Origin of the sequence: Pseudarthrobacter sp. BRE9 (genome assembly GCF_031844305.1) — a bacterium.
In the GTDB taxonomy this organism is placed as follows: Bacteria; Actinomycetota; Actinomycetes; order Actinomycetales; family Micrococcaceae; genus Arthrobacter.
Map to the genome: position 1 here is coordinate 112,035 of NZ_JAUZUY010000002.1, position 23,130 is coordinate 135,164.

Below are 23,130 nucleotides of genomic sequence, written 5' to 3' on the forward strand. Positions count from 1 at the left end.
CTAGGCTGCCTGTAGCGGACCCCGTCATTGAGCTGCAGGCGCCGTTCACCCAGTGCCCGACGACGCGGACTCACTCCGCGGCAGCGACCCCGAGGTCCGCGGCGTGGCCGCTGATGATGCGGGCCAGGTCGATGTCACGGCTGGTGATCCCGCTGACATCGTGGCTCGAGAGCGTGACGCCGACCTCGGGGTAGGTGAGTGTGAGGTCGGGGTGGTGGTTGGCCTCCTCGGCGGAGGCGCCGATGCGGTTCACGAGCTCCAGGCCGGTGGAGAACTTCCGGGTCCTGAAGGTCGCGGCGAGGGCCTCGCCGGTCACGCGCCAGCCGGTAAGCCCGGCCTCGGCGAGCTCGGCGGCGGACAGCTTCCGTTGGGGATCAATCATGGTGCCATCATGGCTCCGGATGGCCGCCCCGGGCTACCCCTGAGGCACCACTCCGCCAAGGGTGATGGCAGGCGCCGGCGACTGAGGGTAAAAAGTCGGCACTGCGCGGGGACGACGCGGACACCCGCTGGTAAATGAGAGAAAAGCGCAGGCGAGTTCTTCTCCGAGACTTTCCCCGGCCAAATTCGAAGGGCGATAGGTCGAGTTGGAGGAATTGGTGTGCTTTGCTGCCTCTGCCTTCCCACCAGTTAATGTAGCCGATGGCCGTGAGGACCGGTGCTGCATGTTCTGTGCTGGTGCCGGTGTAGGCGTGCAGAAGAAGTTGTTGTGCCCACTCGATGCGTGACCACTTCGGGGCTTCCTCGGTCTGGGCGAACAGGTTCTGCTACATGGGTTCGTCAATACCGGGGACGTCGGCGATGAGCTGGTCGCGGATCGCTGGGAACCGCAGGTTGGCGACCAGGGCGTGACAGTCGTCGTCCCGGCTGGGGCTGGGAGGGTGACGTGGTCGGTGGGTTCGATGAAGCCGCCGCGGTAGATGAATTGGCGTTGATTGCGCTGGTCTGGGTGGAGCTGACAGGCAAGGCGAGGCAGGTGCCGGGTTCGCCGTCATGGGGGGAGAAGGCCTCGTCTCCGACGAAGAGTCCATGCCGGATGTTGATGCCCCGTTGGGCTAGGACCCTGGTGAGCGCAGCGATGGTGCGGCTCCAATCAGGAAATGAGTGCATCTTGAAGCAGCCAAACCGATAGCGGCATGTGCGGAGGTCCCAGACGAGTCCGCACTGAAGAACTTGGTCGATGTGCGCGGTGAATCTGAACAGGGGCTCGCTCAGGCTCACCCACTATCTGCCGCGCGTTTCTTCGAGGGATGTCCTGGAGTGACGATCCTTGCCCTCCGTCGTGAGGTCTTCGAGCTGCGGCGTGCGAACCAAATCCTCAAAAGCGCGACTGCTTATCTCGGAGCGGAAGCTGTCAAAGCCGCCGCGGAGAGTCGCTACCCGCCCACAGGCTGTTTCGCCTGAATAATTCCACCCAGAGGACAAACGCATTGAACTCTTAGCTGAACAGAAGGAACGCCTTGCGTAAGACCAGACCACTTTCACTTGCCTTGGCCGTCTTATCCGTCGCGGCCAGCGCCTTCCTGGGCGTAAACAGCGCTGGGGCATCACCGCAGGTCGGTAACCCATGCCAGCGCCTCTCGGCCGGACAGACCAAATACTCCAGCTTTGGAGCCAACAGAGTCACTTTCGCAACGGCCAGCACAAGGGACTCCAACGTTGTCACGATTACCGGGTGTGTCCGTTCCGGTAATAGCTACGTCCAGGAGTGGCAGGACTGGGGCTACGCGGGGCTGAAGGGCTTCGCCGCTCCCGGGCTGACCTGGGAGGACACTTTCAAGTCCCCGACCGGGTCCTACAGCGTCACCGAAGCCCTCGGCCGGTCCAACCCGGGAACGGCACTTGCATACCACACGGTCAATCCGAACTCGCGGTGGGGCGGAGAGTACGGTGCCACGTATAACCAGTACTTCGAAGGCGCCGGCCGCCCCTCGGACGAGAACCTGTACGACTACATGAACCAGGGCTACTACGAGCAGGCCGCGGTCATCAACTACAACCGGCGTCCCGACATGGAAACGGTCCAGGGAGCGTCGTACGCGATCTTCCTGCACGCCGGGCGCACCACGTCCGCCGGCTGCATCTCCACCAGCCTCGATGCCGTCAACCGCTTCCTGCGGTCCAGCCAGCCTGGGGACCGGATCATAATGGGCGCCGTGGACGACATCTTCACCCCGTACTCGGCCAACGCCTTCGGCGCGATTACCGAAAAATACGCCCAGGCGGGCGGCCCGGCAGGCGGCCTGGGCAGCCCTGTGTCCAACGAGATCGGCGGCATCAAGAATGGGGGGGCCTTCCAGAACTTCGACGGGGGAGCGATCCTATGGTCCCCGGCAACGGGCGCCCGGATCTCCCGCGGAGCCATCCGTGGGCTTTGGGCCGCGACCGGCTTCGAAAACGGGGTCCTGGGCTACCCCACGACCGATGAGGTCGGCGGACTCAGGGGCGGCGGCGTCTACCAGAACTACGAGGGCGGCGCGATCCTGTGGTCGCCGGCCAGCGGAGCGCACCTCTCGGTGGGCCCGATCCGGGACAAATGGGCCACCACCGGCTTTGAGGGCGGCCGCCTGGGCTACCCGGTGTCCGATGTCGTCCACGGCCTGAAAGAGGGTGGAGCCTTCCAGAACTATCAGGGCGGAGCCATCCTCTGGACCCCGGCCTACGGTTCGGTGATCTCGCTCGGATCCATCCGCGGCGTCTGGGCAGCCCAGGGTTTCGAACACGGGACGCTGGGCTACCCGACCACCGATGAGTATGGGATCAGCGGCGGTGTCGCCCAGAACTACCAGGGCGGCGTCATCACTGCAACGGCCGCTGGCGGCGTCCACTCCGTCACCGGGGAAATCTTCAAGAAGCACGAGTCGATGGACCGCTCCCTCGGGTACGCGGCCAGCGACCAGGTGGCGATCAAGGACGGCGGCTACTACCAGAACTTCCAGTACGGCTCCATCCTCTGGTCCCCGGCGAGCGGCGCCCACGTCTCCTTCGGCGGAACCCGCGCTGCCTGGGCAGAATCCGGCTTCGAGAACGGCCCCTTGGGCTACCCGACCTCCGACGAGATCGGCGTCCCCGGCGGCGTTTACCAGACCTACCAGGGAGGCAGCATTTACTGGTCCCCGGCCACCGGCGGGCGGGCACTCCTGACTGACTACAACGCCAAGTTCACTGGCTCAGGCGGCCTGGACACCCTGGGCTTCCCCAGGACGAACAAAGTCACCGGCCTCAAGGACGGCGGCGACTACCAGAACTTCCTGAAGGGCGCCCTGATCTCGGCACCCTCCGTTGGAGTTCGGCTGTCCATCGGCAAGACCCGGGACGCCTGGGCCGTCACCGGCTTCGAATGGGGCAAACTCGGATACCCGGCTACCGATAACTACGTCATTGCCGATGGCAGCACCGTGCAGGACTACCAGGGCGGCCGCATCACTGTTTCGTCCACCGGCACCGTGAAGATCGAGTACGGGACGGGGCTCCCACCGGTGAAGTAGCAGCAGCAGGGTGAGCGGTGAGAGTGGTGCCGGCAACGGCCCCGGGGTCGATCCCGGGCAGTCTACGGTCTGGAACGGCCTATGCCAGGCAGGACGATGCAGGACGCGAACATTGCGCTAGGCTGGGCCGGTCGACACCACCCGGCTGGATGCGCCTTAAAACCCGAAAAGTGTGAGCGCGGACACCGGTAACGACGCGGCATAGGGATAGGGGTTTCAGCGTCACTACTGACCAGATCAGCACTTAGAGGAACCTGGTTATCGGTCAGCTGAAATGCACTACCCGTCCCTTCTGATTGCCGTTCAGTGAGGCCGGTACAGCGTTGCCGGCCACGTTCCCACCCCTTTGTCACCGTGAAGCCTCGGTGAGGCTTATTCGGGGCTCCGGACACATGGGGTGAGCAGGAAAATCCAAGCCGAGTCGAGTAACCCGACGTGGCTGCCGGGCAGTACGATGTAGGACCCTCCCAGCGCAAGCGGGGCCGTTCGAGGCCGCCTTGCTATCAACGCCCTTGAACCTGAAAAGTAACTGCGCAGTCAGGTTGGGTGGGACTGCCACGCCATCGCCGCCGCAACACCGTCGAACTCCTCGAGAAGTTCGCCGGGGCATCCGATGGTTGCGGGTTGCGGGCTGCCCTCTCAAGCTCATCTTTCCTGCACTGCCATGGGCCCTCTCGTAAGCACATGGAAGACGGCTGGCACAGGCGCATGTGCACCGGTGCCAGCCGTCAGTAGTGATAGCGGGCCTGCAAGATGGTTAGGAACTGGTCATCCGCGATGTAGACGAGTCTGTGTTCCTGGTCGATGCGCCTGGACCATGCTCCGGCCAGCGCGTGCTTCAGGGCCTCCGGCTTCCCGATGCCCTCAAAGGGATCATCGCGCAAGGCGTCTTCGACGAGGGTGTTGATCCGCTTGAGTGTCTTGCGGTCTTGGGTCTGCCAGTAGAGGTAGTCCTCCCACCCTTCGGCGGTCCATGCCAGCCTGCGGCCGGCGGTCACGGCTCGATCAGGTCGTGCTCGGAGACTTGACCATCCCGCACAGCAGCAAGGGATGACAGCAGCCGCTGGGCGTTCTTGGGCGAGCGCAGCAGGTGAGTGGTCTCCACCAGGGCGTCGTACTCATCTTTGGACATGAGGACTGCGGATCCGCGCTTGGACGTGATCTCCACTTCTGTGTGATCGAGGTTGACGCGTTCGATAAGACCGAAGAGGTCCCTTCGTGCCTCGCTTGTTGTGATTGCCACGGCTCCCTCCTTGTTGTACTGGATATGGTACCAGTGGGGCAGTGGCCGGGCTAGTTGTTTGACCGGGTTTCCTGCTCGCAGCCAAGTTCCCAAAAGGGGAACTCTCAGGGGCAAGGTTTGCCGTAGCCGACGAAGGGGTCGCCATGAGCTACAAATATCGAACTGTCCGGGTTCGCGGTACCGAGGTGGTCCGAACAATTGCCAGGAAACACGGGAGTGCGGCTGAGATCTACGAAACGTCCAAAGAGCCGAGTACATCAATAGTTCCGGTGTTCTTCGCGGCAACGGGCGAGATCCGTTTTTTCGACAGTCGAACCTGGTTCGCGGTGATGCGACGTCTGCTGGCCGGCTTGCAGCAATTCGATTTTCCGCGAGCTAGAGTCATCGACGATGGATCCGGGCGGGATCGGGAGCGCCTACGCCCCGTACCAAGGCGCGGATACCGGTCACTGTTACAAGAGCAGCGCCGTGAGCTCTCCAAGTCGCCCAAACAGGTCGGGGAGGCCGCCCAGACCGTTGCGTACGGACTCGTGTGAGAGCGCGAGGTCAGGGCCGGTGCTCGCCTCGACACCGGCGAGGCACCGGAGGATGTTCCACCTCGTGTGGCCCAACCAGCCGCCGATCATAGAGACAAACCAGCTTGGCCCTGGTGGCGGCAGTACTCCGCCTCCCGTGACATAGCCGTCGAGAACGGAGCGGAAAATGGCGGGCTTGATGTCCTCCAAGCCGGGTCCCTTTGCGAGGCTTAGCGCGGTCGAGCCGAGTTCACTGGACAGGTCGAGCATCCCCGAGAGCTCCCAATCGAGCACCACCGGCCGTCCCTCTCGAGCGAGCAGATTCCACGGTTGGATGTCCCTGTGGGTCAGCACGATGGGGCCTGGCCGTTCGCAGGTGTCGACGAAGTGGGCAATCGCGAGGAACGTCTCGACTTGAGAGGCGAGCTCGTCGGCCCATGGCTGTCCGGTTGCCGTCGCCCGCGCGGCGAGCTCGGACCAGTCTTGTGACGCCGGTTCCTCGATCGATACATTCGTCCACGTTACGTCGAGCGCATGGATGCGAGCGAGGATCTCGCCGACCTCAAACGCGTACGCCGCCGACACCGGCGCTTCGGGCACCTTTTCGCCTTCGACCCATCGGTGAACGAGCGTATATTGGCCAGCCGAGATTGGCTCCGGCATCGGAATGCCGGCAGCGAAGGCCGCACACTCAAACCTGAACACGTCCTCGACGCGATAGGTCCAGCGGCGGCCGACGAGGTTTAGCTCCTTTATTGCGAACGACCCTTGGTCGGTGTCGAGCCGATACATCCGGTTGGCGAACCCGCCATGCACGCGGATCATCGGCCCGATCGGGGCGCCGAGATGCGAAAGTTCCACGCACCCATTCTAGGAGCTGGCGCTTCACCGAGGCACCGGGCTTTCCCGCAATGCATGCTGACGATCACCGGCAGGCCGAGGAACGGCCACAGCCCGACCACTTACCAAACACGCCTAGCCCGATACGGTGTCTCGAAACCTCTGCGCCTCGAAACCCCAGGGATTCGAGGCGCCTCGGTTATGAGACATGCAGGTGGGTTCAGAGAAGGAGCCGGCGTCCGCGGGCGGGATCGCCTATCGGATCAGCTGGTCACTTGTCGGACTTGAACACGATCGAGTCGAAGACGGCGCGTGCCTCTCTCATCAGCTCCGGATTGACCGATTCGTCGATATGGGCCACCGCGACGACAGCCCGCTGGCCATTCAGGTCGACCACCCGGTAGGTTTCGTGTTCATTCTGAGTTGAGTACCAGCGGGAGCAGTCGGATCTAGTTTCTGAGTGGATGCATAACTTGCCGCCGTCGCAGGCTTTGATGTCCACGCCGCCCTCGACGGAGTGGTCGAACTCGAAGCCGGAGTAATTGCTCACCAGGATCTTGGCGGGAGGAGTGCTTGTCGTTGATGACTGCGCCGCCATCGCGTGAACGAAGGCCTCGGCCGACGGACCATCATCGGAAAGGGCGCCCCTCCACTTGCATGCGTCCATCGCCACATACTTCGCGGGCCAAAGAGTCAGGTAGACGGCCCATTCAGCCGGGTGATCCGGATCGTCCTTGCCCAGGCTGTCGCCGTCGAGAGCAAACCAACCGCCTGGGACGGTGATCTGGAAAGGCTCCTTGTAGCCGGCAATGGGGACTAGGTATGTGCCGGCGTCGATGTCGCCACTCTTCGGCAGCGGTCGGACCGTGCGCGTGTCGCCACTCTCCGGCAGCGGTGGGACCGTGCGAGCCTCCGTGGTCGGAGAACTGGCGGACGGGAGAGAGATGTTATCGGGCTCATACTGGCAACCGCTGAGACAGCCAATCAGTGCGATAGCCACCAAGGGCAAGAGATGGCGCGACCGCTGACCGGCCTTTTCGGTAGGTGCCATGGAGCTCATCGATCCACCAAGCCGCTACAGGGTACTGTGAGGCCCCGCAGCCGGCTGGCCCCGCGGGCGGCCCCAGGATGGGATGCCGTCGCCTCAAGTCTCCTCCGGCACAGGACCCGTGACAATGAAGAGTTGGACAGTGATCAGTTTCGACTCATGCAATCCCCCGAAGTGACAGGAGCGCCCTGAAGCAGCGGCGAGGAAATGCCAAATTTGAGGCAGCTTTCACCGGCCGGGTCTAACTAGCCAGTAAGATCTGGCCGTCCCTTACGTCTCGTAAGCCTTGGGAAACGAGATGTCTCGACGAGCGGATAGACGTCTGACTTATACGGTCGCTGATTTTCCAGTGAATCTTGGGCGCGCGATAGCAAAGGCGATTTTTGTAACAAGTCTCATAACTTCGTAGCCAATATCTTGTACTCATCCTTGGTTGTGAGACAGCGAGCGGGCGTCGGCTCGAGGAGATTAGAGCGAGGCCGCAATTGAACCCACTTCTGGGTTCAGCAGCGTAGCGTCTTGAAAAACAACAGAGCTTTCCAAGACGCCGCGACCCTGCTCGGGTGAGTCTGGTCCAGTTGGCGAGGCGTGCAGTCCAGTCAAGGGCGGGTACCGTTTTAGTACCACGGCGACATGGCTATGAATTTCCGTGTCCCTGAAGACCTCGATCGGCGGCTGGAAAAGTTGGCTGCGAAGAACAGACATCCAAGTCCGTGCTTCTGTTGCAGGGCGCAGAGTTGGTTCTGCTGCGCCACACGCGCCGGCGCGAAATCAGCCAGGGCCTTGATTTTGTTATGAGTCATGATGCTGATCTGCTGAAGCGCCTTGAGGACGCGTGACAGCGTAGCTAGACATTGAGGATGCACTTCAGGTAGTTGATCGGTACGGCTTCCATGATGGTGCTGCTGCTGTGGATCAACGGTTACCGGCATGGCTTCACCACGGATGAAGGCTTCGACCTCGTCGTCGGAGTCGCCGCGGACACTGTCGACTTGCTGGACTCTGCCGCCGAGATTCCACGCATCTGCTGCCCCGGTAGTCCTCCAGCGTCCCCGAAAGGGGGTGTGGACAATGTCCCTTTCATCTCGTACTGGGCCAAACAGCCTTCGGACTGGCCGGGATTCCGCATGTTGTCGCGGGTTCCCAGTCTTTGCAAGGCATGGAATGTAGTTCGAGTCCCACCTCGGGACAGTGTTAAGCGGCTGCTGGACGCCAACGGCCAGTCTTTCGAAATCGCCCAGCATGCCATCCTCGTCAATGAGAAGCGCACCGACCGTTGCTGAAGTCACTACTACCGGGCCGCGAGCGTCAGCCGACTTCGAGCATGAAATCGGCCATCAGTTGCTGGACAGCGTCCACCATATTGTCGCCATTGGCGGTCCTGCAGCCGGCGGCCTGCGCCGCCGCGAGCAAAGGGATTATTCCGTGCCCGGAGATGACATCGCCAACGAACATGCGAGATGAGAGCAGGCTGGGATCCACGGGGATGGGGTCCGAGTCGCCCATCCCCATGGGGCTGGCGTTAAAGATCAAATCGCATCCGCGAGGGTCCGCCGACCCAATCCGGGCACGGCTCTCGAACCGGACGAGGACCCGGAGGAGCGCCTGAGCTCTCGCCTCGTCTCGGTCGTGGATGATGAGTTCGGCGATCCCTGCCTCCAGTAACGCAATGGCGATTGCGCTGCCCGCCCCACCAGCACCAACGAGCAATGCCTTGGCGCCTTCGACGATTGCCCCGTGTTCTTGCTGCGCCTTGACGAAGGCCAGCCCGTCCAGCATGTCACCGTGCCAGGTGCCGTCGGTGTTCCTCCGAATGACACTTACAACGCCCAGAAGCTTGGCTCTTTCGGAGCTCGTGGTGCAGTGCGTGTAGGCGGCGAACTTATGAGGCATTGTGACGAGGAGGCCGTCGATGTTCGGCGTGGCAGCGAGTCCTGCCATAACGACGTCCAACTGTCCTTCAGGGACTTCCATGGGTATGCAGATGGCGTTCCTGCCACGTTCGGCGAATGTCCGGGTCAGTCTCGCGGGTGACTGCACAGACCGGACAGGGTCGCCAATGATAGGAAACAGCCGCGTGGCCCCGCTGAGTTGGTCAAACATTCTGGTTCCCGTCCACTCTCGCTGTCCGTGCCGGACATCGACGTTGTTGCAATCTTCCTGGCTCTCGCCCCAGACATGCTTGAGGCAAGACCTCTGATTGCAGCGGGGCGCGGAGACATTCAACCACGCCTCGTGGTCAATCAGCACGGGCCAAGGCGCGGTAATCCGCTACGCTTCCGGGCCGCGTACGTGGCGTTGCCGCTGGCCCTGCGTCGCAGGTCATCTGGGTCCGCGGCGCCGGCAGCAGTGATAGGCGCGAGCGTGTTGGCTGTGGGGAAACCGGGCAGCTTTTCCGAAGGCGGCTTGACTGGCATCGCTTACGCAAGCCGCAACGGGGGCGGCTGCTCGACTATCTGAATCTCGTCCCGGCTTTGGCCGAGGGAGGCTCATCCAGGCTATGCAGCATCTCGTCTTTTTAGGGTCCACCCGGCGTGAGGCGATGGGGGCGGGACTATAACTAGGGGCTGCATTCCCGTAGAGAGAACGCAGCCCCTGTCTTAATCATCTGAAACTAGCCCCTGGTGATCGCCGGTACTGTGGCGCTATGGGGGGGTTCCCGGTCGGCGAGGTTTCGCAGAACCATGGAGCAGGCGCTGGGCACTGGCTGGATGATCGCCGCCATGCCTGCTGCGGCGAGCCGCCGGGCCGTGTCGATGAGGGGCCCGCCAACAACGATGACCGCTTCGGCCCTGTCGTCCTCGCTCACTTCCCGTACTGCCGCCAGCAGTTCCTGGTACTGCTGCTCGGGATCCCCGGCTAACGTCAGAGGTTCTGACGGCGTTAGGCGGACTCCAGTGAACCATTGCTTTGTCCGTGCTCCTCAACCGGTGAGGCCAGGGATCCGGCCAGCAATTCGGGTTGCCTAAAGACTGCGGACTGGCTTGTGCGACCCGGTACGCTTCGAATCATGACGCCAGCAATCCCCCTCGCCTTCTGCGCAGTGCTCGGCGTCCTCGCCGTGTTCCAGTTGCTGCTCATCGTCGGGCTTCCCTTCGGAAGGTTCGCGTGGGGAGGTCAAAACACAGTGCTTCCGACGAGGCAGCGTGTGGGAAGTGCAGTTTCGATCGTGATTTACGCGGCTTTTGCCGTCGTTGCGCTGGAGCGGGCCGGGTTGATTTCGATCCTCACTTCCCCCTTTGTTGCAGTGGTCGCGATGTGGGTGATTGCGGTCTACCTACTGCTCAGCCTGCTGCCAAACCTTGCGTCCAAGAGCAAGTACGAACGGCGCGTTATGGCCCCGGTGTCGCTTGTGCTCGCCGGCCTCGGATTCCTTCTCGCCCTGAGTTGAGCTGGCGAGGTGATCGGTGGTCTCGTGAAAATCGTGCCCACGACCGCGATGATGCAGCAGCTCTGGGAAAAGTGGGCGTTCATCAGCTTAGCCGGAGCTCCACCTGCCTGCTACGGAATAATGCGGTCGCGATCCTCGAAGCGGGAGGTCGCCCCCAAATCATGCAAGCCATCGCCGAGGCCGAAAGCGTTGGAGCAGCAGCCGGCTACCCGGTGAGCGAGCCAGGGCATCAGCAGAGCCTGCACATCCTGTCAGCTTCGGGGTCTGTGTTCCCCTCTTCGCTTTACCTGCAAAGGGGCAAGCAGTCGAAGCCGGGCACCTTCTCAGTTCTCTCGCGGCCCGGGCAGGAATCCTGAATGTCGCTACGCCGCTGCTGGATCTCGCCGTGACACAGGTGCGGGCCCACCACATCAACCTCACCGGTGGAGGGATTTTCGACTTGGCCCCAGCCTGAAACATCCTGGAAGCGGCACAACAACCAGAGACCGCGCAGTGTTCAGGTGAATCGTATCCATGGCTGGAGCAATGACTGGGCCAGACCGGAAACCCGGGAGTGAACTTTTGACCGTCACAAACCAATAGTGAAGACCTCTTAGTCGTCGGCTGTGTGTGGTAGCCACGAACCTAAGAGGTCTTCACTCGTCCACGATGTAACGAACGTCCTGACCCAGTACCGCTAGCGCGCGATCGGCTCAGGCGGACGCTACTTCATCACTTCTGCACGCCAGGCTTAACAGTGAGATCGCGCCTGGCCCTGCCCGGGGAGGTCGCGGTCGCGGCCGTGAGGGCGGCCGTCTCCCGCGCGCTCTGCTGCACCTCGTCGAGCTCCTTGAGCGTGTACTTTTTGGTCTCCTTGGCGGTGAGTGCCGAGATCCCTGCCAGGACCATGAACCCGAGCGCGACCATGGACGGGCCGACCCAATCTTTCAGGTCGGGGCCGGCCAATGCTGTCGAGAGAACAGGGCCGATGACGCCGGAGATGGCAAAGCCGATCTGGGTGCCCAGGGCGAGCCCGGAGACGCGCAGCCGGCCAGGGAACATCTCTGCGAAGAATGACGGCCAGGATGCGTTCACCATCGAGTAGAAGAGGGAGTAGTTGATGATGCCGAACAGGAAGATCAGCGTCCAGTTGCCGGTCGTGATCGACCAGAGGTAGGGCACCATGGTGATGCCTACGCCGACCGTTGCGATGAGGAACATCGTCTTGCGGCCGATCTTGTCGACGAGGAATCCTGCCAGGGGGGTGATTCCGAGGGCGATCACTGCCGAGACTGTAGTCGTCAGGAGCATGGTCGGCTTGTCCAGCTTGTATCCGGCGGTTCCGAACGCCACCGAGAAGGTCTGCATCATGTAGCTCGTGCCGGCGATGAGCGCACAGAATACGATCCGCAGCACCGCGCGCCAGTGGAAGCGCAGAAGGTGCCTGAGGGGGGCGACGTTCACCTTGGCGGCCTGGACCTTTACGAACTCGGGGGGCTCCTGGATGTGACGGCGGATCAGGTACGCAGCGACGACCACGACGGCGGACGCCCAGAACGGAAGCCGCCAACCCCATGTCAGCAACTGCTCCGAGGGCATTGCGGCGATCGGGATGAAGACCAACAGGGTGAGAAGCGTGCCCGAGGAGGAGCCCAACGTGGTGAAGCTTGCGAGGAAACCGCGTCGGCCCTCGGAAGCATGCTCCAGGCTCATGGTGATGGCACTGGGCTGCTCGCCGGAAAGGCACAGTCCCTGGATGACGCGGATCAGCACGAGCAGGATGGGAGCAAGAGGACCGATCTGGGCGTAGGTGGGCAGGCACCCGATCAGGAAGGTGCAGCCGCCGATGCCGAACAGTGTGATCATCATGACGAATTTGCGGCCGCGGCGGTCGCCCAATGGTCCCAAGATGAGAGAGCCGAGGGGGCGTACCGCGTAGCCGACCGCGAAGGTGATCATGGCGAGCAGCACGCTGATGCCCTGAGGTAGCTCGGGCGAGAAGAAGAGGACGTTCAGAATCAACGCCGACGAGGTGCCGTACACGGCGAAGTCGTAGTACTCCAGCGTCGTGCCGATCCAGGCCGCGACTGCGGCCCTGACCGGGGTCTTCTTCGGAAGTATGGTTTCAGTCATTTCGTCTCCGTTGGCGATGGGTGAACACCGGCTGCCGCGACACCTGGGCTCTGGGAAAGAGATTTTGCGTGGAATATCCGGGTGGTCCTGCTGTGAGCTGCTCTCGCAAGTCGTGTTTGCGGCTTTGCGGACTGGCCTCAGAAATCAAGTTAACGTTTGCGGTGTGGGTCACACAAAGTCGGGTTTTGTGTCCCTGCATAGCGATTCGTTATGGGATGGAGCCGAATCTTTAACGAAGAGGGTTTGACGTGGGGCGGGCGTTGACACGACGCCGTACCGCTTCCTCAACCAGTTCGGACATCCAGGGTCGGTGGCCACGGTGCAACGCCATCCCCGGGGGTAGTCCCTTGATGGACGGGACGGAGCCGGCAATGTCGATGGTGATGCGGCCGTTGCCAAGCGGGGCGTTGGAGATGTGCAGGTCCCCGAAGGACTGGGGAAGGACGGGATCGAGCCAGACTCCACCGGCTGAAACGACCGGGTCGTAACGCATCAGGCTGGACACGATCTGGATGGGTGCCGTGGCTGACCACGCCTGGGGTGAGCAGGCGGTGGGATACGGAACGGGAGTGGCGAGGTGGTCACGGCTGAAGCCGCAGAACAGCTCCGGGAGGCGGCCGTCGGAGAACTCGGCCGCGTCCATCATCCCGGTGGCGATTCTTTGGGCTTCGGCGACGAAGCCGTACCGGAGGAGCCCGGCTGCAATGATGGCGTTGTCGTGGGGCCAGACGGACCCGTTGTGGTAGCTGGCAGGGTTGTAGGCGCCCATGTTGCTGGCCAGGGTGCGTACGCCCCAACCACTGAACATTTCCGGTGACATCAGGTGCGCGGCGACTTGCGGGGCTTTGTCTTCGTCGATCAGGCCCTGGAGCAGGCAGTGCCCCATGTTTGAGGCGCAGGCATCGACCTGCCGTTTCCTGCCATCCAAGGCAATGGCGTAGTACCCCCGCTCGGGGATCCAGAACTGCTCGTTGAACTGCTTCTTCAGCCGCGCCGCACGGTCGGTGAGGTCGTTGCCCAAGGCCATGTCACCGGCGTCGTAGGCCAGCCATGCCCGCGACAGGTAGGCGACATACACGTAGGCCTGTACCTCGCAGAGCGCGATCGGCGGCTCAGCCAGGGTGCCGTCCGCAAAGTTGATGCCGTCCCAGGAGTCTTTCCAGCCCTGATTGACCAGCCCCTGGTCGTTGAGGCGCTGGTACTCGACAAAGCCGTCCCCATCCTTGTCGCCATAGTTCACGATCCAGTCCACTGCCCGGTCGGCGTGGGGCAGCAGGGCCTTGATGGTATCCGCGGCGAATCCCCAACGGCTGACGGCTCCGAGCACCATCAGAAACAGGGGAGTGGCGTCCACGCTGCCGTAGTAGTTCGACTTGCCGCCCAGGGACAGACCGCTGGAGACATCAAGCCGGACCTCGTGGAGGATCTTGCCCGGTTCCTCTTCCGTCATGGGGTCCACCACGGTGCCCTGGCGGTCGGCGAGGGTCTGGAGTGTGCCCAGGGCCAGCGACGGGTCTACCGGCATCGCCATCACCGAGGCCCACAAGGAGTCCCTTCCGAACAGGGTCATGAACCAGGGTGCACCGGCGGCGACGACAACCCGCTCCGGATGCTGGGGGTCCTCGATGCGAAGTGCGCCGAGGTCATCATAACTGCGGCGCAGGGTCCGTTCCACGGAGCGGTTGGTCACCTGCAGTACGGGGATTTTAGCCACCCACTCCCGTCGGCGGCGGTCTCGGGGGGACAATCCATCCCCCTCGGAATGGGCGAAAGCCGGTGCATGGGCTCCATCGTCGGTGGGCAGAACGGTCAGGACTGTGCTCCATTGCCCATGAGCGGGTACGGACACCCTGTATCGAACGGTCTTACCGGATACGTCGGCCCCAGGAACGTGGATAGCGGTGCCCTTGCGGAGGTCCTGCCAACTGCCCCGAATGGTAAGCATTTGGTCGTCGGCTTCTCGTGTTTCCTCCCACCGTCGCCGGACGCGTGCCTCCTTCACCTCGAAGAGGTCCGCGTAGTCGGCCCCTACTTCCAGGACAATGACGCACTCAGCAGGCTCCTGCGAGTAGTTGTGGACGATGAGCTGCTCCTGGAGGCCGGCCCCGACTTCCCGCAGCCGTTCCACGATAAGTGGGCTGTCCGCGTAACCGTCGGACCGGGGGATCCTTGCAACAAATGCGGCACGGAACGGCTCCTTTGTCTCCGCTGTGAGTGGTTCAAGCGCCTGTCCATCCACTGTCACGCGCCAGATTGACAGGATCCTTACGTCGGCCACGAAGAGGCCATGCGGACGACCGGCCTGAATATCCCCGTTGGATGACGAAATGCAGAAGGATGAGCCCTCAACCAACGTCACAGAGCCAGCCCCTAGTGGACCGGCCGCCGTATCCGCATTCCACCCAGCCATTCCGGCCTCCTCCGCGACTTACCGAAGCGCGGTACAAGCAGACACCATGCTTGCGGCGGCCTCTTCGAAAAGACGCTACGCTTGCTTGCCAGTCGCCGCCAGAGCGCGCATGAAGCTGGATACCGACATCGTGGCGCATGACGTCGCGATAGTGCTGGCGCTTTGCGGCGGTCGCCGAGGCAGAGAGCGGCCCGTCCCCTGAGCCCCTTGGGAACGGGCACCAAAATGGCCATGCATCGGGGTTAGGGACTGACCACCTTCCCGTTCTGGACCAGTACGTCCAGGTGGTCGGCGATGTCAGCCAGCACTGAGATGTCCTCAAGCGGGTCCGCGGACAGCACCAGCAGGTCGGCGTCCGCCCCCGGCGCGACGACGCCGAGCTGGCCTTCGCGCTCCAGCAGCCGGGCCGCCGTCGTGGTGGCCGAGCGGATGGCATCGATGGCCGGCTGGACCTTTCCCAACAGCCGGAACTGTTCGTTCTGGTGGCGGTGCATACCGCCGAGGAGGTCGGTACCGAACGCCATCTTGACGCCCGCTTCGTGCGCGCGGCCGATCGCTTCGAGGCCGCTGTTGAGGACGGAGTCCACCTTGGCCCACATCTCTTCGGTAAGGCCGAAACTCCTGCCTTCCTCCTTGAGCGCCCAGTACGTCACCAGGGTGGGCACAAGGAAGGCGTCCTTTTCGAGGAAGAGGCGGAGGCTTTCGTCGTCGAGCAGGTTGCCGTGCTCAATGGAACGGACGCCGGCCTCCAGAGCGCGGTTGATGGCCCGGGCCGTGTAGGCGTGCGCGGCGACGTAGCGGTTCGCGGCCTCGGCCTCCTCCACGGCCGCCCGCATCTCCTCCATCGAGTACTGCGTGGAATCGATGCGGTCCGTGGGGGACGAGACGCCGCCGGAGGCCATGATCTTGATGTGGTGGGCGCCCTTGCGGATTTCGTCGCGGGCGGCGGCGCGGACGGCGTCTACACCGTCGGCCACGCGGCCGATTCCGCAGCATCCCCGCCCGTTCGGATCGTGGTCTTCACCGGGCAGGCGCATGTCGCCGTGGCCGCCCGTCTGGCTCAGCGCGTGCCCGCAGAAGTGCAGCTTCGGGCCTTCGAGCAGGCCTTCCTGCTGGGCCATCGCCAGACCGAAGTCCGCGCCGGAGAGGTCCCGGACGGTGGTGAAGCCGCGGCGCAGCATCCCGCCCATGATCCGGGCGGTCTGTGCATAGACGTACGACGCCGGCGTGTAGGTCAGCGACCGGAAGTCGGCACTGGAGGCCACCACGTGGACGTGGCAGTCGATCAGCCCCGGAAGGACGAACTTTCCGGTGCCGTCGATGACTCGGGCACCGGAGGGTGCTTCGGCGTCCGGACCGACGTGACTTACTTTCCCATCGATGCTCACGACGTCGGCAATGGAGTAGGTGCCTGCGTCCACGTTCAGCACGCTGGCGTTGCGGATCACCAAGGCGGCCGCTTCTTCAGCGGGGGCTTGGGTATTCGGGGTGGTGCTCATTTAGGGGCGTCCTTCCCTGGGACGTCGTGGGGATGGGCTGCAAAGGCGTGGATGATGTCGGCCAGGTTTGTCTTGACGACGTCGACGGCGGCTTCCACACTTTGCTGCGTGTAGCTGCCTTCCGCGTCCAGCAGGGCGAGGACGCCCGCCACGTTGCCGCCGCCGTCGAGCACGGGAACGTTGATGACGGCGCCGCAGCCGAGCTGCTCGATCAGTTCGGAATCGGCGAAGACCTCGCGGAGCGCGGCCAGGTCCGGGGCCATGAACGGCTTCTTGCCTTCGATGACCGTTCCGAGCCAGCCGGGGGAGATTTCCACGGTCTTCTCACCGCCTACCGGGTACTCAGCCGGATGGCTGGTGAAGAGCCGCCGCAGGCTGGAGCGCTCCGGGATCCACTGCAGCACCGTGAAAAGGATGACGCCGGGATCCTGCCGCATGGCGTCGAAGACCTGCTGGAAGACGACCTCGGATTTCATTGATGTTTCTGTCATTTCTGTCCCGTTCCCGCCGGCGCCGGATCATGCTCGGCGCGGGCGTTGATGTCTTCGAGGGATTTGCCGGCGGTGGAGGCGCCGAAGATGACCACGCCCAGGACGCCGATGGTCAGGACCACCGTTGTCATCACGAACAATCCGCCGAAGCCGAGGGCCACGGAGAAGATGCCGATGATGGACGGGGCCAGGATGCTGCCGATGCGTCCCACGGCACTGGCCAGGCCAACGCCGGTGGCCCGCATCCAGGTGGGGAACAGTTCGGGTGTGTAGGCGTAGACGCCGGCGTACGTGCCGTTCAGGAAGAAGGACAGGGTTGCCGCGGCCACCAGGATCATGCCCGAGTCGTTGGACTGGCTGAGCCAGAAGGCGCTGAGCGCGGATCCGGTCAGGTAGAGGGCGATCGTGTTCTTGCGGTCGATCCGGTCGTTGAGCCAGGCGGCGGAGAAGTAGCCGGGGATCTGCGCGAGGTAGATGATGATCGAGTACTCGAAGCTCTTGGTGACGGTGATGCCGCGGCCCACCAGCAGGGTGGGGATCCAGGAGAAGAAGCCGTAGTAGGAGAACGTGATAACGAACCAGATCAGCCAAATCACGGCGGTCCGGCGGCGCATAGCCCTGGACCACATGAACTTCAGGGCATTCCAGATGCTGATCTTCTGCTCGTGCTTGGTGATTTCCTCGGTGGCTGGCGGAAGCGTGGCAAGGTTCTTGCCGGTTGCCTTCACGACGCTCTGCTCGAAGCGTTCCACCACTTCGGTTGCTTCGGCAATGCGGCCCCGGCTGATGAGGAAGCGGGGGGATTCGGGCAGGCTGCGGCGCCACCAGAGCAGGAGGAGGATCGGGACGGCGGTGACCACCTGGGCCCAGCGCCAGCCGTCCTCGCCCATCGGGACGATGAAGCGGCCAATCAATGCTGCACCCACGAAGCCAAAGGAGAAGAAGCCGGCCAGTGTTCCAATGAACCAGCCGCGGCGCTTCGGCGGGATGAATTCGGACAGGAACGGCGCGATGATCACGCTCTCTGCGCCGGCACCCAATCCTGCAAAGATCCGTGCAATCAGGAAGACCTCGAAGTTCGGAGCCGTGGCGGCAATTATTGACATGAGGCAGTAGAACGCAAGCGCCCAGAGCATGACCTTCTTGCGGCCGAAGCGGTCGCCCATCCAGCCTGACAGGATGGCCCCGAAGAAGAAGCCGAGCGGAGCCGCTGACCCCACCAGGCCCAGGCTTGCGTTGCTGAGGCCCCAGAGTTCCTGGATGCGCGGGAGCAGGAAGGCGACCACTGCTCCGTCCATGCCGTCGAACGAGTAACCGAGGCCTCCAATAAGGAGAAGCTTGTAGTGTGGGCGACTGAGAGCCAGCCGGTCCAAGCGTGCTGTGAGTGACATGGGGTTCCTGCCAGAGTGGGCCAAGTTGTACATTTTGAGAAATATGCACAGATCTGTGCAGATGTGATGTAATCGAAATTACGCCAGAGTGTGAGGTAGGTCAATAGGTGGTGCAACAGGAAACCAACTCGTCGTCGGTCACTGAGTGGCTGGACAGCCGGGTGCAGGGGAGGAGACTTGCTGCCCGGCAGATGCAGGTCATTGGCGTCCTGCGCTCGCAGCCCCGGCTTGCCTCCTACGGTTCAGTCAGCGACATCGCGGCAGCGGCGTCGTCGAACGCTTCCACGGTGACCAGAACGGCGCAGGCACTGGAATTCAAAGGCTGGGCCGACTTCCAGTTCGAGCTCCGATCGCGGTTCCTGGCATCCCTGAGCGCCCTCGAAGTCGCGGCAGAGCACAACGGGCACGTCAGCAGCCCCGCCCAGGCTGCCGTTTCCACGGACCGGGCCAACCTCGCCCACCTGGAGCGGACGCTGGATCCAACTACCGTCCGTTCCATCGCGGAATTGATCGCGGGGGCGCGGCAGACCCTGATCGTCGCCGCGGGCAGCTACGCGATCCCGGGCAAGGCCCTGGAGCACAACGCGGTCATTGCCGGCTACAACGTCCGGCTGCTCGACGCCGACGTCGCCGCACTCACAAATACTCTCGCGAGGGTGACCTCGGAGGACCTGGTGATCGCGATCAGCCTGTGGCGGGTTTACGACAGCACGGTGCGGGCCATGGAGATCGCCCACAATGCTGGCGCCGCCATCGCTTCGATCACGGACAGTGCCGGGTCTCCCGTGGCGGAGCACGCCGAGCAGAGGATTGTCGTTCCCACTGAAGGCGCCGGCTTTTTCCCGTCGCTGACGGGGGCCGTCGCTGCGGTGCAGGCGATCGCCGTCGAACTCGCTTCACTGGACCGGGAGCGGTCCAACAAGAACATCGCCGCATCCGAAAAGACGTGGGACCAGATGCGGATCATGCACCCGCGTTCAAGCTCCTAAGAGGGTGCGGTTCAAGCTCCTAAGAGCCATACGGTCATTTAGCGACCATTCCAATGGAGTTGCTTCATCCAAGAGAATGTGCCGAAATCCTTTAGGTTTTCGAGAAGGGGGCGGGCGGGGCCGAGCCCTATCGACCTGCTTATGTTTTGTTGCCAGTGAGGGCGAGGCCTCCGCCGAGTCCGATCATCATGACTCCGCCGCCGGCGCTCATACGGGCGAGTCGTTTCGGGTTGCGGGCGAACCAGGCGCGTGCGGTGCCTGCGGTGAGGGCCCAGACGGTGTCGCTGGCGAGGGCGATCGTGAAGAAGATCATTCCGAGGGCTGTCATTTGGAGGGGGATGGCTCCGTGGTCGTAGTCGACGAATTGGGGGAGGACTGCGACGAAAAAGACAATGGTCTTGGGGTTGGTCACGCCGACTGTGAATCCTTCGCGCACGAGCCGGAAAGAGGACGGTCGGGTTTTGGCTGTGGGGGAGGTGCCGGTGTGGTCGTTGCGGTGACGGAGGGCTTGGACGCCGAGATAGACGAGGTAGGCCGCGCCGATGAACTTGATGACTGTGAAGACGATGATCGATTCGGCAACGATGGAGCCCAATCCGAGGGAAACGAGGGCGACTGCGGGGAGCATGCCGAGGGCGTTGCCGAGCACACTCAGGAAGCCGCTCTTGCGGCCGAGCGAGAGCGAGCGTCCGATCACGAAGAGCACGCTGGGACCCGGGATGATGATGAGCGCGAACGCCGCGAGGGCGAAGGTCCACACGTTGGTTGCGGGTACCATGTTGAGCTCCGATCCACGGCAGGGTGCTGTGAACTGAATGTAGCGCACTTTGGCTCCGCACTGCTCGGGCTTAGGCAGCGTCTGTGGACAGTTGAGTGACTCCCGTGGCCAGGCCTATGACGGTCCGGGATGCGAGCGGATCTGTCACTGATGAAGGCGGCGGCGATGTCGCCAGCTTAGGGTTCGTCGCGGGTGATGGTCACTTCTGCCACGTGATGTCCTTTCCAAGCTTGATGTTGCCTTAGGCGGTAGCTGCGATTGCTGCTCCGACAGAGCCAATGGGCACGCCCGCCGGGTGATGAGGGTTTCCTGGACCGCGGTTTCGCGGTCGGTGCCTTCGAAGATTTTGCCGCCGATGCTCGAGTATTCGCCTTCGGTGAATGCGACGCGGTGTGGTTTCGACATCAGGGATCCTTCTTTATCTGTTCGAGGGTTAGGGGTCGACCGGATGTGCCGGTTCGCGGCTTTCGAGGACATCGATGACGGCCTGGGCCGCTGCCAGGCCGGCCCGTGTTCGGGCCTGGGCTGTCTGGCCAGCGAGGTGGGAGGTGATGAGCACGTTGTCCAGGCCTCGAAGGGGGCTGTCGCCGGGCAGGGGTTCGCTCTGGAGCACGTCCAGCGCAGCGCCGGCGATGGTGCCGTCGTGGAGTGCTTTGGCCAGGGCCTCTTCATCCACGAGTGAGCCGCGGGCCGTGTTGATCAGGATGGAGGAGGGCTTCATCGCTTCCAGCCGGAGCGCGTCGATGAGCGGGCCGGTGTGCTGGCCTGCCCGCGTGTGCAGGGAGAGGTAGTCAGCGCCGCGTATGACGGTGTCGAGACCGGTGAACAGTATTGCAGTGTTGTCCGGGTCGGGGTGGCGGGTGGTGACCAGGACATTCATGCCCAGCGCGACGCCCAGGTTTGCGGTAGCGCGCCCACTCGGGCCGTAGCCGATGATGCCGAGGGTGGAGCCCCGCAGTTCGTGCCCGGCTTCGCGGGGCCAGCGCCGTTGGCGGACGGCGGTGGTGACCTCGGAGAGGCGGCGTGCCGCCATGATGATCAGCCCGATGGTGAATTCGGCGACTGAGTGGTGGTTGGTTCCGGGCGCGTTGCAGACCCTGACCCCGCTAGCGACGGCAGCAGGAAGGTCGATGGAGTCGTACCCGACCCCGCTACGGGCTATGACTTTGAGCGACGCTGCATCTGCGAGCATGTCGGCAGTGACCGGCTCGCTGGCGACGATGGCGCCGGAGACGCCGTCGAACAGCGCGCGGCGTTCCTCAAAGGGCCGCGGGCCTCGAAATGGCGAGTAGACGGGTTCCAGACCGTGGTCGCACAGCAGTTGGTCGACGGCATCCCCGGGATGGAGGTAATCGGTGGTGATCAGTATGCGAAGGGCCATGGTGTTCCTCGTCGGTGGTGTGGCGGGGGAAGCTGCCGCGTGAAGTGCGCCGGGGGTCAGGGCCGCCGCGGGTGCACGGCGGCCCTGGCACTTTTAGTGGGCGTCGACAGTAGCGGCTTCCACCGGCTCAGGCGTTCTCGCCTGGAGCTGGTTTTTCTTCTGTCCGGAGGCGTGCAGGGCCTTTCGGGCCTGCTCGGGGTCGAAGTCCTTTTCCCATTTGCCGATGACGACGGCGGCCATCGCGTTTCCGAGGACGTTGATGAACACCCGGCCTTCGTTCAGGAGGCGGTCGATGCCGACGATGAGGGCGAGGGCCGCGAGCGGGATGCCGCCGACGGAGCTGAGGGTGCTGGCCAGGACGATGAATGCGCCTCCGGCGATACCGGCGGTGCCCTTGCTGGTGAGCATCATGACGCCGACCATGACCAGTTGCTGTTCCCAGGAGAGGTCCATGCCGACGGCCTGGGCCAGGAACACTGAGGCCATGGTGAGGTAGACGGCGGATCCGTCGAGGTTGAAGGAGAACCCCGAGGGGATGACGATGCCGACGGTGGACTTGCCGACGCCCATGTTTTCGAGTTTCTTGATCAGCTGCGGCAGGACGGCCTCGCTGGAGCAGGTGCTCAGGGCGATCAGGAGCTCGGCCTTGAAGTAGCGCATGACGGTGAAAATGTTCATTCCGCAGGCGCGGGCGATCGTGCCGAGGATGACAAGGACGTAGACGATGCAGGTGGCGGTGAACAGCAGGACGAGGATGCCCAGTTGCTGCAGGCTTTGGGTGCCGTAGTTTGCCACGACGGCGGCCAGGGCACCGAAGGTGCCGATCGGGGCGAGGCGCATGACCCAGCCGACGATCTTGAAAATCACCACGGAGAGGGCCTGGATGCCTTTGGTGAGGAATTTACCGGATTCTCCGGAGACGTTCATCGCGGCGCCGAACAGGATGGAGACCATGAGGGCGGCGATGATCGTGTGGCCGGTCAGGGCGCCGAACAGGGATTCGGGGATGATGTTGTTGACGAATTCGAGGCCGTTGAAGCCCTTGCCGGCGGCGGCGGGGACCTTGCTGGCGTCCAGCTTGTCCGGGCCGATGTTCATACCTGCGCCGGGTTTGAAGACGTTGGCGACCACCAGGCCGATGAGCATGGATACCAGTGACAGGACGATGAAGTACCCGAGCGCCTTCACTCCGATGCGGCCGGCCTTGCGCAGGCTGTCCATGGAGGCGATTCCCAGGGAAACGACGCAGAACACCACGGGGATGACGATCATTTTCACGAGGGCTATGAACCAGTCGCTGAGCGGTGTGAGCTGCTTGCCGACCGAGGGCAGGAGGAAGCCGACGGCGATGCCCAGGACGGCGCCCAGGACGACTTGGAACCAGAGTTCGCGCAGCAGGCGCCCGAACCTGGAGCGCTGCCGCGGCGGGGAGGAATGCTGCGGGTTCTTGACAGTGTGGGACGACATCTAGGGTGCTCCTTTGCACGTCAGACTTGGGTGGGAAGAAGGGTGCGGTCCCGGGCAGTGGTGCTGCCCGGGACCCGGCACGAACAG

Annotated in this window: 20 protein-coding genes; 5 read left to right on the forward strand and 15 right to left on the reverse strand. The window is 63.3% G+C overall.

The genetic code is table 11. The features are described 5' to 3' along the window. Nucleotides 1-70: 70 nt before the first annotated feature. Nucleotides 71-382, reverse strand: coding sequence for a 4a-hydroxytetrahydrobiopterin dehydratase (locus Q9R31_RS05400; RefSeq protein WP_311261725.1), 312 nt, complete (start codon nt 380-382; stop codon nt 71-73). Between the two features lie 1,078 nt (nt 383-1,460). Between Q9R31_RS05400 and Q9R31_RS05405 the strand changes: the two genes are divergently transcribed. After that, nucleotides 1,461-3,488: a hypothetical protein gene (locus Q9R31_RS05405; protein WP_311261726.1), complete on the forward strand. Its 2,028-nt coding sequence runs from the start codon at nt 1,461-1,463 to the stop codon at nt 3,486-3,488. Between the two features lie 728 nt (nt 3,489-4,216). On the opposite strand, the gene Q9R31_RS05410 is transcribed toward Q9R31_RS05405, so the two are convergent. The 4 genes from Q9R31_RS05410 to Q9R31_RS05425 all read right to left on the reverse strand — a co-directional run bounded on the left by Q9R31_RS05410 (nt 4,217) and on the right by Q9R31_RS05425 (nt 7,146). Continuing rightward, complete coding sequence (locus tag Q9R31_RS05410; RefSeq protein ID WP_311261727.1) at nt 4,217-4,486, reverse strand: Txe/YoeB family addiction module toxin; 270 nt, start codon at nt 4,484-4,486, stop codon at nt 4,217-4,219. After that, nucleotides 4,483-4,731: a type II toxin-antitoxin system prevent-host-death family antitoxin gene (locus Q9R31_RS05415; RefSeq protein ID WP_311261728.1), complete on the reverse strand. Its 249-nt coding sequence runs from the start codon at nt 4,729-4,731 to the stop codon at nt 4,483-4,485. Before Q9R31_RS05415 ends, Q9R31_RS05410 begins: the two co-directional genes overlap by 4 nt. Nucleotides 4,732-5,183: 452 nt before the next feature. Continuing rightward, complete coding sequence (locus tag Q9R31_RS05420; RefSeq protein ID WP_311261729.1) at nt 5,184-6,107, reverse strand: aminoglycoside phosphotransferase family protein; 924 nt, start codon at nt 6,105-6,107, stop codon at nt 5,184-5,186. A gap of 250 nt (nt 6,108-6,357) precedes the next feature. Then, nucleotides 6,358-7,146 (reverse strand): hypothetical protein, encoded by a 789-nt coding sequence (locus tag Q9R31_RS05425; RefSeq protein ID WP_311261730.1) that lies wholly within the window; start codon nt 7,144-7,146, stop codon nt 6,358-6,360. 701 nt (nt 7,147-7,847) lie between these two features. On the opposite strand from Q9R31_RS05425, the gene Q9R31_RS05430 reads away from it, so the two are divergent. Both Q9R31_RS05430 and Q9R31_RS05435 read left to right on the forward strand, forming a co-directional pair. Then, nucleotides 7,848-7,973, forward strand: a complete 126-nt coding sequence (locus Q9R31_RS05430; protein WP_311261731.1) for a hypothetical protein — start codon at nt 7,848-7,850, stop codon at nt 7,971-7,973. 57 nt (nt 7,974-8,030) lie between these two features. Further along, complete coding sequence (locus Q9R31_RS05435; RefSeq protein ID WP_311261732.1) at nt 8,031-8,417, forward strand: hypothetical protein; 387 nt, start codon at nt 8,031-8,033, stop codon at nt 8,415-8,417. Nucleotides 8,418-8,442: 25 nt separating this feature from the next. Here Q9R31_RS05435 and Q9R31_RS05440 read toward each other — a convergent pair whose 3' ends face one another. Next, nucleotides 8,443-9,237, reverse strand: coding sequence for a hypothetical protein (locus tag Q9R31_RS05440; RefSeq protein WP_311262189.1), 795 nt, complete (start codon nt 9,235-9,237; stop codon nt 8,443-8,445). Between the two features lie 511 nt (nt 9,238-9,748). Then, nucleotides 9,749-9,943, reverse strand: a complete 195-nt coding sequence (locus Q9R31_RS05445; protein WP_311261733.1) for a hypothetical protein — start codon at nt 9,941-9,943, stop codon at nt 9,749-9,751. 201 nt (nt 9,944-10,144) lie between these two features. Here Q9R31_RS05445 and Q9R31_RS05450 point away from each other — a divergent pair, with 201 nt between their 5' ends. Then, nucleotides 10,145-10,525: a hypothetical protein gene (locus tag Q9R31_RS05450; protein ID WP_311261734.1), complete on the forward strand. Its 381-nt coding sequence runs from the start codon at nt 10,145-10,147 to the stop codon at nt 10,523-10,525. 711 nt (nt 10,526-11,236) lie between these two features. On the opposite strand, the gene Q9R31_RS05455 is transcribed toward Q9R31_RS05450, so the two are convergent. From Q9R31_RS05455 to Q9R31_RS05475, 5 genes are all read right to left on the reverse strand, one after another. Further along, on the reverse strand, nt 11,237-12,637 hold the full coding sequence (locus Q9R31_RS05455; protein WP_311261735.1) for an MFS transporter: 1,401 nt from the start codon (nt 12,635-12,637) through the stop codon (nt 11,237-11,239). A 229-nt stretch (nt 12,638-12,866) separates the two neighbouring features. Beyond that, a complete protein-coding gene (locus tag Q9R31_RS05460; protein WP_311261736.1) occupies nt 12,867-15,047 on the reverse strand; it encodes a glycogen debranching N-terminal domain-containing protein in 2,181 nt (726 codons plus the stop codon). Between the two features lie 242 nt (nt 15,048-15,289). After that, complete coding sequence (locus Q9R31_RS05465) at nt 15,290-16,546, reverse strand: amidohydrolase family protein (protein WP_311261737.1); 1,257 nt, start codon at nt 16,544-16,546, stop codon at nt 15,290-15,292. Next, nucleotides 16,543-17,037, reverse strand: a complete 495-nt coding sequence (locus tag Q9R31_RS05470) for a GAF domain-containing protein (RefSeq protein WP_311261738.1) — start codon at nt 17,035-17,037, stop codon at nt 16,543-16,545. Before Q9R31_RS05470 ends, Q9R31_RS05465 begins: the two co-directional genes overlap by 4 nt. Then, on the reverse strand, nt 17,034-18,428 hold the full coding sequence (locus Q9R31_RS05475) for an MFS transporter (RefSeq protein WP_311261739.1): 1,395 nt from the start codon (nt 18,426-18,428) through the stop codon (nt 17,034-17,036). The genes Q9R31_RS05470 and Q9R31_RS05475 overlap by 4 nt, the downstream gene beginning before the upstream one ends. 107 nt (nt 18,429-18,535) lie before the next feature. Between Q9R31_RS05475 and Q9R31_RS05480 the strand changes: the two genes are divergently transcribed. Beyond that, nucleotides 18,536-19,417 (forward strand): MurR/RpiR family transcriptional regulator, encoded by an 882-nt coding sequence (locus tag Q9R31_RS05480; RefSeq protein WP_311261740.1) that lies wholly within the window; start codon nt 18,536-18,538, stop codon nt 19,415-19,417. A gap of 139 nt (nt 19,418-19,556) precedes the next feature. Here Q9R31_RS05480 and Q9R31_RS05485 read toward each other — a convergent pair whose 3' ends face one another. The 3 genes from Q9R31_RS05485 to Q9R31_RS05495 all read right to left on the reverse strand — a co-directional run bounded on the left by Q9R31_RS05485 (nt 19,557) and on the right by Q9R31_RS05495 (nt 23,043). Continuing rightward, the gene (locus Q9R31_RS05485) at nt 19,557-20,195 is read right to left on the reverse strand and encodes a LysE family translocator (protein WP_311261741.1); all 639 of its coding nucleotides are present in this window, start codon (nt 20,193-20,195) and stop codon (nt 19,557-19,559) included. Nucleotides 20,196-20,628: 433 nt separating this feature from the next. Then, on the reverse strand, nt 20,629-21,576 hold the full coding sequence (locus Q9R31_RS05490) for a phosphoglycerate dehydrogenase (protein ID WP_311261742.1): 948 nt from the start codon (nt 21,574-21,576) through the stop codon (nt 20,629-20,631). Between the two features lie 93 nt (nt 21,577-21,669). Next, nucleotides 21,670-23,043 carry a cation:dicarboxylate symporter family transporter gene (locus Q9R31_RS05495; RefSeq protein ID WP_311261743.1) on the reverse strand — a complete coding sequence of 458 codons (1,374 nt, stop codon included), beginning with the start codon at nt 23,041-23,043 and terminating at the stop codon, nt 21,670-21,672. Nucleotides 23,044-23,130 lie beyond the last annotated feature (87 nt).